Source organism: Pelosinus sp. UFO1 (assembly GCF_000725345.1).
Classification (GTDB): Bacteria; Bacillota; Negativicutes; order DSM-13327; family DSM-13327; genus Pelosinus.
In genome coordinates this window covers 3,870,511-3,883,889 of sequence record NZ_CP008852.1, presented here as the reverse complement: position 1 = coordinate 3,883,889, position 13,379 = coordinate 3,870,511, and the positions used below count along the sequence as shown (strand labels likewise).

At 39.0% G+C, this 13,379-nt stretch carries 11 protein-coding genes; 9 read left to right on the top strand and 2 right to left on the bottom strand.

Annotated elements, in window-relative coordinates; genetic code table 11:
- Nucleotides 1–247 precede the first annotated feature (247 nt).
- Nucleotides 248–2,278: a DUF342 domain-containing protein gene (locus UFO1_RS18390; protein ID WP_051789007.1), complete on the top strand. Its 2,031-nt coding sequence runs from the start codon at nucleotides 248–250 to the stop codon at nucleotides 2,276–2,278.
- A 67-nt stretch (nucleotides 2,279–2,345) separates the two neighbouring features.
- Here the strand turns inward: UFO1_RS18390 and UFO1_RS18385 are convergent, their stop codons facing one another.
- Nucleotides 2,346–3,830, bottom strand: coding sequence for a PLP-dependent aminotransferase family protein (locus tag UFO1_RS18385; RefSeq protein WP_038673253.1), 1,485 nt, complete (start codon nucleotides 3,828–3,830; stop codon nucleotides 2,346–2,348).
- A gap of 104 nt (nucleotides 3,831–3,934) precedes the next feature.
- Here UFO1_RS18385 and UFO1_RS18380 point away from each other — a divergent pair, with 104 nt between their 5' ends.
- From UFO1_RS18380 to UFO1_RS18350, 7 genes are all read left to right on the top strand, one after another.
- Nucleotides 3,935–4,843, top strand: a complete 909-nt coding sequence (locus UFO1_RS18380; protein ID WP_038673251.1) for a DMT family transporter — start codon at nucleotides 3,935–3,937, stop codon at nucleotides 4,841–4,843.
- A gap of 451 nt (nucleotides 4,844–5,294) precedes the next feature.
- A complete protein-coding gene (locus UFO1_RS18375; protein ID WP_084159942.1) occupies nucleotides 5,295–6,473 on the top strand; it encodes a thiolase family protein in 1,179 nt (392 codons plus the stop codon).
- Between the two features lie 61 nt (nucleotides 6,474–6,534).
- A complete protein-coding gene (locus tag UFO1_RS18370) occupies nucleotides 6,535–7,275 on the top strand; it encodes a beta-ketoacyl-ACP reductase (protein ID WP_038673247.1) in 741 nt (246 codons plus the stop codon).
- 357 nt (nucleotides 7,276–7,632) lie between these two features.
- Nucleotides 7,633–8,874: an NADP-dependent malic enzyme gene (locus UFO1_RS18365; RefSeq protein WP_038673245.1), complete on the top strand. Its 1,242-nt coding sequence runs from the start codon at nucleotides 7,633–7,635 to the stop codon at nucleotides 8,872–8,874.
- 114 nt (nucleotides 8,875–8,988) lie between these two features.
- Entirely contained in the window at nucleotides 8,989–9,477 is a 489-nt protein-coding gene (locus UFO1_RS18360) for a prolyl-tRNA synthetase associated domain-containing protein (protein WP_038673242.1), read from the top strand.
- A gap of 144 nt (nucleotides 9,478–9,621) precedes the next feature.
- Entirely contained in the window at nucleotides 9,622–10,029 is a 408-nt protein-coding gene (locus UFO1_RS18355; RefSeq protein ID WP_038673240.1) for a DUF2000 domain-containing protein, read from the top strand.
- A 191-nt stretch (nucleotides 10,030–10,220) separates the two neighbouring features.
- Nucleotides 10,221–11,684, top strand: coding sequence for an amino acid permease (locus UFO1_RS18350; protein WP_038673238.1), 1,464 nt, complete (start codon nucleotides 10,221–10,223; stop codon nucleotides 11,682–11,684).
- A gap of 1 nt (nucleotide 11,685) precedes the next feature.
- On the opposite strand, the gene UFO1_RS25835 is transcribed toward UFO1_RS18350, so the two are convergent.
- A complete protein-coding gene (locus tag UFO1_RS25835) occupies nucleotides 11,686–11,961 on the bottom strand; it encodes a hypothetical protein (protein ID WP_236639245.1) in 276 nt (91 codons plus the stop codon).
- A gap of 347 nt (nucleotides 11,962–12,308) precedes the next feature.
- Between UFO1_RS25835 and UFO1_RS18345 the strand changes: the two genes are divergently transcribed.
- Nucleotides 12,309–12,956, top strand: a complete 648-nt coding sequence (locus UFO1_RS18345) for a DUF3298 and DUF4163 domain-containing protein (RefSeq protein WP_051789006.1) — start codon at nucleotides 12,309–12,311, stop codon at nucleotides 12,954–12,956.
- Nucleotides 12,957–13,379: the final 423 nt, after the last annotated feature.

Here is a 13,379-nt window from a genome sequence, read left to right as displayed (position 1 = left end):
TGGCTTTATTTTTGTCTAAACAAGGAGTTATCTAAATGTTAAAAAAGTCATTTATTTTCTTTGAATTTTATTGGTAATCTATACCTTTTAGTATAGGAAAAAAATTACAAAATGATTTATTATTATAAAGTATAGGTTTAAATTAATCCATCTAGATGGTAAAAATAAAATTGGAAAATGAGTGTACCTGCATCAATAAAAGTTCAAAGAAAGTACCAATAGTAAAACTGTCAAAAGGAGATACCCAATGAATGAAAAAGTTTCCCCCCTGAAACAAGACGGCCGATATCAAATTACCGCGACTGATACTGGCGTATGCCTTAGTGTCTGGCCACCAAGTAACGATGGGCTGCCAGTAAAAAAGGCAACAATTATACAAGATTTGACCAATCGAAAATTTATTAACTATGACAGTAATTTTATCTCCATAGTAATCAAGGAGGCCATTGGTAAGCCAATACAAATTTTTAGCTCATTGCCATCTCAAGACGGCCGGTATCAGATCACGGCTACAGATACTGGCGTTTATCTCAGTGTATGGTCACCAGTCAATACGGGATTGCCAGTTAAAAAGACTGAGATTATTCAAAATTTGATCAACCAAAAATTTACCGATTTTGACAGTGATTTTATCTCTACGGTAATCAGAGAAGCCATTGGCAGACCAATACTAATTATGAATTCACAACCCTCCCAAGATGGCCGGTATCAAATTACAGCAACAGATGCAGGCGTTCATCTCAGTGTGTGGCCACCGGTCAACGCTGGGTCTCCAGCAAAAAAAAGCGAGATTATTCAAGAATTGATGAATCAAAAATTTACTGAATTTGATAGTGATTTCATCTCCACGGTGATCAAGGAGGCTATTGGTCAGCCAATACTAATTGTCAATGCACAGGTGTCGCTTCGAATGGAGCCTAGTATTCGCGTAAGGGTGCGACGGGATCGTCTGGAAGCTAGGATTGATCTTACCATACCAGAAGATGTTCCTAATGTTACAATGTCGCAACTAATAGACAAATTAAAATCGGCTGGTGTTGTTTACGGTATTGACGTACCCGCTCTTGAGTCTCTCACTCAATTACGTGTAGGGAGTGATATTGTTGTTGCACGTGGCAATCCTCCCTGTGACGGAGATAACGCGTTTCTGCATTATCACGTTGACAGTGATAGTCAAGGACGTCCAGTAGAGATGGATGATGGGCGCGTTGATTTTAAGGAAAACAATAGTTTTCTCTGTGTAGAAGAAGGACAGCTTTTAGTAGAGAAAATTCCCGCTACACCTGGTACCTCGGGGATAGACGTCTTTGGACTGCCAATTTTAGCGAAACCGGGGAAAGACATACTAATGCCTGTAGGAAAAAATGTGATTAATGTTGATGATTGGCGTCTTTATGCCGCAATTGATGGTCATTTGCATATATTTCTCGATAAGCGCATCAATGTCATAGAAGTCATTGTAATTGAAGGGGATGTTGATTATTCCAGCGGAAATATCGAATTTAGGGGGAGTGTCATTGTCCGCGGTTCAGTTCAACCTGAGTTTTCAGTAAAAGCAGGCGGTAATGTTGAAATATGCGGCAGCATTTGTGGTGGTATTGTAGAAGCTAATAACATTATTATCCACAGAGGCATTCAGGGAATGAATCGTAGCGTAATTAAAGCACGGGAGCGCCTAAGGACGAATTTTATAGAAAATGCTACTGTTTATGCTGATCAGGAAGTTAATGTTAGCGATGTAATTTTAAATAGTTCAGTTTTTGCGGGTGTCAAAGTAATTGTAGAAGGGCAGCGCGGTCTTGTTCGTGGCGGACGGATATCAGCCGGTGAAGAAATTCGCGCTCTCACCATTGGCAACCAGGCCAATGTTGCTACTGATATTGAAGTCTCCGTCAATCCATATCTTAAGGATGAATTATTTAAGATTCGTCTTGAAAGTAAAAAAGCAACAGCTTTATATGAAGAATTAAAGAAATCTCTATCCTACATTTTAAACCAAGGTGTTGAAAATCTTTCGTCTGAAAAAAGAGATCGATATGCAAAAAAAGAGGCTGAATGCAATACAATGAGGGTTAGTTTAGAAGAGATGCGGCAACGCATAACTCATATTGAAGACCTTCTCAAATCTCTTAAACCAGGCAAGATACATGTGAACGGTGTCATTTACCCCGGTGTCAAATTATTTATGGGACCATTAACAAAACCTCTCAATGATCCTCTCAAATATGTCTCTCTATACGTTCATGAAGGAGAAATTAAGTTCACATCCTTACGATAAGAAGACCAGCAGGCTTTAGCACCTGCTGGTTTTCTTATTTGCGAATAGGAAAGGGGATTTATTTCAATTAAGAGAAAAGGTCTGGATGTAAAACAGCATCGTTGAGTAACTCGCAAAGTAATTTGAGCGCTTTTGGTAAATCTACGTCTGTAAGGTTAGTCCAACAAATTCGAAGATGATTGGTCTCAGGTTCTCCGGGATAGAAAATTGAACCAGGAAGGAAATGTACGCCGCGACGGTGGGCTTCAGGAATTAAGAAATCCGTGTGAATTCCGCTTGGCATTGACAACCATAAGTGGAGGCCAGCAGTTTGTTTAGGGCGAATAATGCGAGGGTCAAGAAGAAGGTCTAGTGTTTGGAGAACAGCTTTGCGACGGCTGTCAAGAACTGTATTCATTTTACGAATGGAAGAGAAAAGCTGGGGATTACGAAAAAACGGTACAAGAGACTTTTGCAGCCAAAGGGGGGATCCTAGGTCGGCAATAGATTTGGCTGCAAGCAGTCGATTATAGATACTGCCATCTGCGGCAAGTAAGCCAAGCCGCATGCCAGGAAAGAGAAATTTGCTAAAACCTTTAAGATAAACTACCCGACCGTCTGTATCTAACATCTTTAACGGTGGCGGTAAAATAGAGCATTTTATTTTATCCATTTCTAGTTCACGATGTGGTTCGTCTTCTAAGATAAGGACATTATGCTGCCTTGCAAAATTCAATAAATCTTGCCGCCGTGATAGAGACATAATCGCACCAGTAGGGTTTTGCCCAGTGGGAACAGTGTAAATAGCTTTAAAACGAGTATAAGGCACCAAATCTTCTAGTATATCAACTCGTATTCCATTGCTATCAACAGGGATGGGGTGCAGATTGACATGAGACAAGCGAAAGGCATCAATGGCTCCTGAAAAGCAAGGAGTTTCAACTCCAATAATGTCACCAGGTCCAAGAAAGGTACGTGCAAATAGGTCAATACCTTGCTGTGTACCACTTGTAACGATTAATTGGTGGGGAGTTAAATCAATTGATAATACTTTTAGATAATCTATTAAGGCAAGTATGAAGTCACTATCTCCTTGGAAATTAGCGTATTTCCCTAGGGAGCTGGGAGAGTTGTCGAGTGTTTGACGGATAGAGGTTTGAACTAAATGCATAGGGAGCAGGGAATGATGTACTGAAGCAGATGCTAAATCTAATATATTGGGTGGTAAGCGTACTGTACTTTGACTCCAAAAACTAGCGCGCGGCAGATAGTCAGGGACAGAAAGCTGCCAATCAAAAGTAGCGGAAGGGTTATTCGTATCTAAAGTATCATCTTTCGTACTGCGCACAAAGGTACCTTTACCCCGAATGCTTTCCGTTAAGTTGCTATGATCAAGCATTTTGTAAACTTGGTGTGCAGTTACTAAGCTAACGTTTAGATCTTTGGCTAATTCTCGCACCGAAGGAAGTTTAAAATCTGGTTCAATCAGACCGGAACGAATACGCTGAGATATTTCTAAATAAATTTGTTGGCGAATCGAAACGTTACTTTGGCGGTTAATAGAAATTTTCATAGGTCCTCCAACTGTTATACCTGTTCCTTGACTGTTATAGTAAATAAATGGTTTTATAAGAATAATATACACGAATGTTATATAACAGAAAAGAGGGAGAGCTTATGTATATAGTATATGGTTTGATGTGTTTAATTTTTGGTACCACGTTTCTCGCGATTAAGGTTGGTATAGAAGCTGGAGTGTCACCTTTTCTCTTCGCCGGTACCAGGTTTTTTATCGCGGGAGTTATCGTATTGGTTGCCGTTAAATTATTGCATGGCAAAATTAGCTTACGAGTCGAAGAGCGACGAGATGTTTTACTAGTTGGTATCTTTATGACTGGGATCATGTTTGGCTGTTTATACTGGGGTGAGCAGTATATCTCGTCAAGTATTGCAGCACTATTGGCTGCAACTACGCCGATTATGATAGGTATTGTAGAATGGTTTCAAGGTTCTCGAGAAAGTGTTTGGATTAAGGGCTGTGGTTTATTTATTTCCTTTATTGGAGTAGGTGTTGCAGTATTTCCTGCCTTAGGGATCGATGTGACGAAAGAAGCTTTATTAGCTGTAGCAGGGATACTTGCCGCTGAAGTTGGCTGCGTCTTTGGTACAATGAAATCAAAAAAAATCTTAGCTGCGGGTTTAAGTCCCGCCCTGCTCAATGGCTGGCAAATGCTAGCTGGTGGAAGTCTGCTTATCATGCTATCCTTAGCCACAGAACGAACTGAACTAATTATCAACTATAATATATTCCTTTCATGGGCTTATCTTGTTGTATTTGGTTCACTTGTTGGTCATGGATCGTATTACTGGTTAGTAAATCGTGCAGGCCCATTATTACCTTCAACATGGACCTATATTTCACCAGTGATTGCTCAATTTGTTGGTTACTATGTTCTGTCAGAATATTTATCAGTTTACTCATTCATCGGGGTTAGTTTGGTACTTTGGGGTATATTTCTAGTTAGTCGAGCTGCGATATTGGAAGTTTGGTTAAAAAAACGATTACAAAGTGTATTTGCTTCTTAAACCAATTACCTTTTCGTTAAAAAGATTGATGGGAGAGTGACATAAGGTTATGAATAGCATAGTATATCTCGCTTCACAAGACTCCTACTATGTTTCAGTACAGGTACTTCATGTTAATGGGCGGAACGATTACAGAGTCTTAAATGGTTCTAGAATAATCTGAACAACTGCACCTATTATTAAATGCCACTTTGATCATTAATTGATTAAGGTGGCCTTTTGTATTTGGAGCATAATATAGCGAGGTAAGCATGTCTAATATAATAGACATTGTTGTCTATTTATAGTACGCTATAGGACAAAAAAGTTAGAAACAAATAATAGATATAGCGCAATAATTGAGTTTAAGAGGATTTTTAAAAGATCTAATTATTGGCACATAACTTGCATTACTCTATAAGTAAGCTCAACGGTTATATAGTTAAGGGAGATCAAGGAGGTCAAAGTAATGATACACGAGGTAGTAATCGTTGGTGCTGCAAGAACTCCAATTGGTAATTTCCTTGGAGCGCTAAAAGACGTAAGTCCTATTGATCTTGGAGTAATAGCTGTAAACGGAGCATTAGCTAGAGCCAATTTAAAACCTGAACAGGTTGAAGAACTTGTTTGTGGCATGATTTACAAAGGTGGAGCAAAAGGGAACCCTGGTCGCCAGATACAGTTAAAATGCAAAATGCCTACTGAAGGGTACGCATATACGGTTGATCAACAGTGTGGTTCCGGTATGAAAGCATTCGAAGCCGCAGCACAGTCGATTATGCTTGGAAAAGCACAAATTGTGGTAGCTGTTGGTGCAGAAAGTATGTCTCAGGCTCCTTATATTCTAAAAGGTGCTCGTGAAGGTTATCGTATGGGTCATGGTGAGATCCATGATTCTATGCTATACGACGGTTTAATTTGTGCAATACAGGGTTATCATATGGGCGTTACAGCGGAAAACTTGGCTGAGCAGTACAATATATCCCGTTCGGAACAAGACGAATTAGCATTGCTGAGTCATCAGCGAGCGATTGCTGCTCAACGTCGTGGAGTATTTCAAGAGGAAATTGTTCCTGTAACTATTGAAACGAGACGAGGAGCAGTAGTAGTAGATTCAGATGAGCATCCGAGAGATGATTTTACAGTTGAAAAGCTAGCTGGCATGAAACCTGCCTTTAAGAAAAATGGAACCGTAACATCAGGCAATTCATCAAGTGTTAATGATGGTGCAGCCGCATTAGTATTAATGTCTGCCGAGAAAGCCCGTGAACTTTCGATCAAGCCACTCGCCCGTGTAGTTGCTACTGCGAATATGGGAGTACACCCAGAGGTTATGGGTATAGGACCAGCTTTTGCTATTCCTAAAGTACTGAAGGATGCAAACTTGACTAAGGATCAAATTAGTTATTATGAAATTAATGAGGCATTTGCAGCCCAATTTATAGCAGTAAATAAAGAATTAAATCTTGATCTTAAAAATGTTAATCGTAATGGTTCTGGAATTGGGCTCGGCCACCCAGTTGGGTGTACTGCTGCAAGAATAATTGTGTCACTTTTATATGAATTAAAACGTTCTGGCGAGCGTTATGGTGTTGCTTCATTATGTGTTGGTGGGGGACCGGCTATTGCTACTGTAATCGAGGCAATTTAAAAGCGATGTTATAGGCAAAGGTTTATAATATAAAAAGAGTATTGAAGGGAGTTTTTTAAAAATGAGAGGTTTGAAGGATAAAGTAGTAATCATTACTGGTTCTGCTAATGGGATTGGCAAGTGTACTGCCCTTAGATTTGCTGAGGAAGGTGCGAAAATAGTTGTTGCTGATTTTGCTGATGGATCAGGTACTGTAGCTGAACTAGAAGCAAAGGGAACTGCCGCATTTTATGTTCAAGTTGATGTAGCCAACCCAGAGAGTGTTAAAAATATGATGGACAAAACGATTGAAGTTTTTGGTAAAGTAGATGTGTTGATTAACAACGCAGGAATTACAAAAGATGCGATGATGAAAAAAATGACAAAAGATGCTTGGGATGCTGTCATTTCTGTAAATCTTACTGGCGTGTTTAATTGTACTTCCGCAGTATTACCATATATGTTAGAACAAAAGTCAGGTGTTGTTTTAACATCCTCTTCTGTTGTAGGTATCTACGGAAACATGGGGCAAACCAATTATGCAGCGACAAAATGGGGCGTAATCGGTATGACTAAATCATGGGCAAAAGAAATGGCGAAATCTGGACTACGTTTCAATTGCGTGGCTCCTGGTTTTATCGGTACAGACATGGTGAAGAAAATTCCTGAGCAAGTATTGCAAGATAGAATTCTTGTTAAAGTCCCTGCAGGACGATTAGGTGAGCCTGAAGAAATAGCAGCAGCTTTTGCATTCCTTGCATCAGATGATGCTAAATATATTAACGGAACAGTATTAAGTGTAGATGGTGCTTGCACTCTGTAAGTTGAAAATTATATTTAGAGAACGTATGTCAATAGTTCTCAACCAGTAAAAAAAGCCTTCTTGAGTAATCAAGAAGGCTTTTTGAATTAGCTATAAACGTAGAAGAAGTAAAGAAGAGCGATCCTAGATTACAAAGGAGTAATTTGACAAAGTTTTAGTACAAAATAGATAAAACTAAAGGGTATAGACAGTATAACTAAAAGTTATCATACAATAAATATTCGATATTATCTTTATATTTAAAATAATCATATAATGTAATTGAAAGCGCTAAAAGTCGACATTAAAGCGGTTCTAAGTGAGCAAATTAATATAGCTTAGTTGATATAGAAAATAATAGTTAGAAGGAGATAAAATATGAGTTTACGTGATGAAGCATTAGCCTATCATCGAGAAAAGAATGGTAAATTAGGTGTGATTGCTAAGACTCCACTACGAGATGGTCATGATCTTAGTCTAGCGTATACCCCAGGGGTAGCAGAACCTTGCATGGAAATTCATCGCGAGAAAGATTTATCTTTTGAATATACTTGCCGTGGTAATATGGTGGCAGTTATTACTGATGGAACTAGAGTGCTCGGTCTTGGAGATATTGGTCCAGAGGCAGCTATACCCGTAATGGAAGGTAAGGCTGTACTATATAAAGTATTTGGTGACGTAGATGCCATTCCCTTGTCAATTGACACGAAGGACGCAGATGAATTTATCAAAACCGTTCGACTGTTACAACCTAATTTTGCAGGAATCAATTTAGAGGATATTTCTTCTCCTAAATGCTATGATATTGAAGATGCTCTCAAGGCGCAAATGGATATACCTGTGTTTCATGATGATCAACATGGGACGGCCATTGCTGCTGTAGCTGCTACGATTGGTGCACTGCGATTAGTAAAAAAACAGTTGCATGAGGTCAAGGTTGTAGTAAATGGTGCTGGTGCAGCTGGTACCGCCATCGTACAATTATTACTCAATGCTGGTGTAGGGCATGTAGTTATGATGAATTCCAAAGGTGCCATGTATGATGGAATGGAGACATCTCGCGTAAATCGGGTTCAAGCAGCTTTATTGCCTAGAACTAATTTGAAAAAAGAACAAGGTAGCCTGCAAGACATTGCAAAAGGTGCAGATGTGCTTATCGGTGTTTCGCAACCTGGATCCTTCACGAAAGAAATTGTTCAGAGTATGAATCGAGATTCCATCGTATTTTCTTTGTGCAATCCTGAACCGGAAATTAGTTATGCTGATGCCAAGGCTGCGGGAGTAAAAGTAGCTGGTACGGGCCGCTCAGATTCTCCTAACCAAGTAAATAACGTTTGCGTTTTTCCTGGAATTTTCCGTGGAGCTATAGATGTGAGAGCTCGCCAAATTAATGAAGAAATGAAATTGGCAGCCGTATATGCCATTTCAGAGCTAATAACAGAAGAAGAACTAAGAGAAGATTATGTTGTACCTGGAGTTTTTGACAAACGAGTTGCTCCAGCTGTAGCGGCAGCGGTAGCTCGCGCTGCAATTAAAACAGGTGTTGCTAGAATTATAGTAGATCCTGAAGAAGTAAGGGCTAAGGCTGCAGCAAGAATTAAACTTGCTGATCAAAAATAAAATAGATAATGTGAATTCCTGCAAAGCAGCATAGCTTTGCAGGAATTTGTATTTTTATGGTAAAATCAAATTTAATATGGTAATTAATTTTTTTGAGAGAAAGAAGTGAATAGGATGGAGAAACAGAAAAAGGTTTTTGAGAAACTAGATGAATTAAAACTTAATTATAAAGTAATCCATCATCCAGCTGCTTATACAATAGAGCAAATGGATGATCTGGGAATTACCAATTTGGATGATGTATGTAAAAATCTATTTTTGCGAGATTACAAAGGGAAGCGACATTTTATTGTAGTATTGGATAAGGATAAGCACGTAGATTTGAAAAAAATGCGCGAACAAATGGGAACTACCGCGTTAAGCTTTGCGTCTGAAGAAAGGCTGGAAAAATACCTGCAACTAAGTAAAGGCGCAGTAACTCCTTTTGGGATCATCAACGATACAGATTGTGTTGTTGAGGTAGTCTTTGATCAAGATTTGGTAGGTAAAAATAGCCTTGGGTTTCATCCAAATGAGAATACGGCAACTGTCTGGGTTTCTTTTGATGACATAAAAAAAGTAATCCAGCAGAATGGCAATAAAATCACTTATGTAACTATTTAAGGATTTGCGAAATCAGTTGATTTGACTCAAAAGTTTGGTGAATTGGCTACATGCAAAATATGATTTTTATCAATTTTTTACTATACGCTGTATGACCGGCTGTCTATTATATAAGAAGAAGTTAGGACAGGAGGGAATATAGTAATGAAAGTAGCAATCGTTATTAATAAGGAACTGCCTCTCGGGCTGATTGCCAATGCATCAGCAGTATTGGGTATCAGTTTGGGTAAGTTATTTCCAGAGGTTGTTGGCGAAAGCATCGCAGATGATAATGGTAAACTACATTTGGGAATAACTACGAAAACAATTCCTATTTTAGGAGCCACGCGAGAACAAGTGAAAACAATGCGTGACAAATTGTTTGATGAGGCATACTCTGATGTAATTGTTGTAGATTTTAGCGAAATTGCCCAAAGGTGCTTAGATTATGGAGAATATACACAACGTCTATCAAGCATGAAGAATAGCGGGATACATTATATGGGGCTTTGTCTATGTGGACCAGTAAAAAAAGTTAACAGTTTTACTGGTAATCTAGGGCTTCTAAGGTAGATTTTGCGATAAGCTTAGAATTTGAATAATATGGTATTAGTGCTAATTGCTAAGAGGCCTCAATCCTTATAAATATAGGATTGAGGTCCTTTATTATATTAATGCTAGAGAGGACCAAACGATTCATAAGTTGACTCCAACGAGGAAATACTTATAAATAGATGTTTCCTTATGAATTGAGAGGTTAAAATTTGAAAAAACAAGATAAAGGATTATCGGCGTGGCAATTAACTATGATGGCACTAGGAACTGTGATTGGTGGATCTTTTTTCTTAGGATCAGCTGTTGCCATTCATACAGCTGGGCCAGGAGTTATTATTTCCTATTTATTAGGAGGTGCTTTGGTTTACGTTATACTTGTTGCTTTATCGGAAATGACGGTGGCAGATCCTGCGCCAGGTTCTTTTCGTACATTTGCAGAACAAGCATATGGCACTGGAGTAGGTTTTGTTGTAGGTTGGGTATATTGGAGTGGACTTGTTTTAGCTATGTCTAGTGAAGCTACTGCTGTATCTATTATTTTACAAACATGGCTTCCAGGGACGTCTCTTCTGTTACTGGGGTCGGTTGTCATCATTGGAGTATCTTTTCTAAATCTGTTAGGAGCCGATCAGCTAAGTAAGCTGGAAAGTGGACTGGCGGCAATAAAACTATTTGCGATTATAGGATTTATTTTGCTGGGTGCTGCTTTGATCGGCGGTTTTATGCCAGGTGCTGCAACGGTTGGCGTAGGAGAGCTTTTGGCCGAGCCTCTGCTTCCGGCGGGAATAGGGGGAATTGCTGGTAGCATGCTAATTGTAATGTTTACATATGCTGGTTTTGAAATTATCGGCTTAGCGGCAACGGAAGCTGAAAATCCTTATGAGACTGTGCCAAGAGCTATTCGCTATACAGTTATAAGTCTAGTTGGTTTGTATGTATTATCAATTCTTGTTTTATTACCCTTAATACCAACAACTGCTTTAACTGCTGAGGAAAGTCCATTAGCTCTAGCTTTGACAAGATGGAATTTAGGCTGGGCGGGAAATGTAATGACCATTGTTTTAGTTACAGCCATTCTGTCTACAATGCTGGCAGCTATGTTTGGGTTAGGTCGTATGATTAAGTCATTAGCTGAAGAGGGGCACGCGCCTTTATGGTTAAAAGATAAAGGAGAAATGCCTTACCGTGGGATTGTTTTCTCTGGTATTGCTATGCTAGTAGCTCTTGCCCTTGGATTTTTATTGCCACAGCAGGTTTATCTTTTTTTAGTGAGTTCTGGTGGCTTCGCCCTACTTTTTTCTTATGTGGTTATTCTAGCAACCCATTATAAACTAAGAAAAAGAAATGGCTGCGTTAATGGAAAATGCCAACTCCCAGGATACCCCACCACATCTTGGGTGGCCTTGGTAGGCATTCTTTTGATTATTGCCAGTATGCCTTTAGTTCCTGGACAGGGAGCCGGATTAGCTGCAGGATTGGTAGTAGTAGCTCTATTTTCAGCCATTTATATTGGTAAAAAGCTTTACCAGAAAAGATATTACAGCCAAGATAAACCTATGAGGGAAAACGTTTCTACCAGAGGTTTATTACAGCAACAGGAAATGCAATTTGAAATCGCAAAGGAAGTTGCTATTGATCAAGAAAAAGTAAAGAAAAAAGAAAAAAGGACGTAAGTTATAAAAAATAATGAGGAGATCTAGCAAGATAAAAATAAAAGCTAACGGAATAAACCGTTAGCCTAAAAAAGAGCCCGTAATGATCTACGCTACAGCCAATACCGATCATTACATACCTATACGCAATCTTTCGACTACCCACAAGCATTACACAACCGATACTGACCTTTGCTCGACTGCCACAGATACCTACCGAACCGGTCGCAATCTCCCGACAACGGCCGACCCCTATAACTTCGGCACCCATAGCAGTCTTAGCTCGACCGTTATACATCCCTTTTGACCATACAACAACAGTTGGGCTGCCGCACAGCCTTACAAGACATATAACGATCTGCCCGCCGACTACTGCCGAACCTTTCGACCCGACAATAATCTTTGGCCGACCAATACCGAACCCTTATAAGATCCGGCACCAGTCTTGGCTCAACCATTACGAACCCTTTACACTATATAGTATGGCTTAAAAAGAGAAGCAAATACGTGGGTATTACTGGAAAAAAGATTGTATTTCCAGAATTATCGTTCCTTCTGTCACTGACAGGCCGGGACTATTCTTAATTGACACGTAGGTCCTTGGTTGTTATGATTTATGTAATAAAATGAGAGAAGGGCTTATAGATGACAAAACGGTTTGGCTTAGTTGCTGTGAGTGCTGTGGTTATCGCCATAGGTTTTTATTTATTCATGACAGTGGCTTATCCTAACACTGTAAAAGTTATGGACAAGGAAGAAACCCGTGATAAATTAGAGATTGCCTATCCGCAAATAGAAGGCTTATCTAAGGGAGAAGTACAGATTAAGTTTAACAAAGCGATTCAGGAAGAGGTTGAGGGGTTTGCTGCTAAGCTGAATACACCTGATCACAGTGGCAAGGTTAGTTATAAAGTAGAATATAATGACCACCACTTGCTTAGTGTGACGCTCAGCGAAATGCTCTATGTAAAACATGCAGCACATCCCATGACCTATTTGAAAGCTTTCACGATAAACACCAAGACAGGCGAATTTTATCAGTTAAAAGATATTTTTAAACAAGGTACAGGGTATAAGGAAAAGATAAATTTAGTGATTGAGCAGCAAATTGCCGAACAAAAAATACCATTGCTTAAGCCTTTTAAAGGTATAAGTGATAACCAGGATTTTTATCTTTCACAAGATGGACTCGTTGTTTATTATCAGCTTTATGAATATACCCCCTATTTCTACGGCTTTCCCAAGTTTACCATTCCCTACGGGCAAATTAGTGATATGATGGCAATAAAATAGTATAGTAAGAACAATTTCTTGCATCACTAGGATATGATAAGACAAGTGTTCTTCTAATCTGACTTAAAATGCGTTATCGATAAGCGATAACGCATTTTTTACGGAATCAGAAAGTATAACACTTTCTTGATTCCAAGTAAGAACGACTAAGGCTTCTGCCTACGTCTGAGGACTTGGCCTAAGCCAAGTCTTTTCTTATACGAATAGTAATAATTTAGCAGAATTTTCATAGAATCTAACGAATTAAAGTTTTGGACGATAAAAATTAATCATGCCTAGTGGGAGTACTATCTAATTTGACTATGTGGTGGCTAATAATATATTTACTTTCTAGCATAAAAATCCATATTGTAATGCTTAAGACATTCCTAAGCCTTTTATAGGCAAAGTTTTTCATATAAGAATTACGTGGAAGGATGTAAG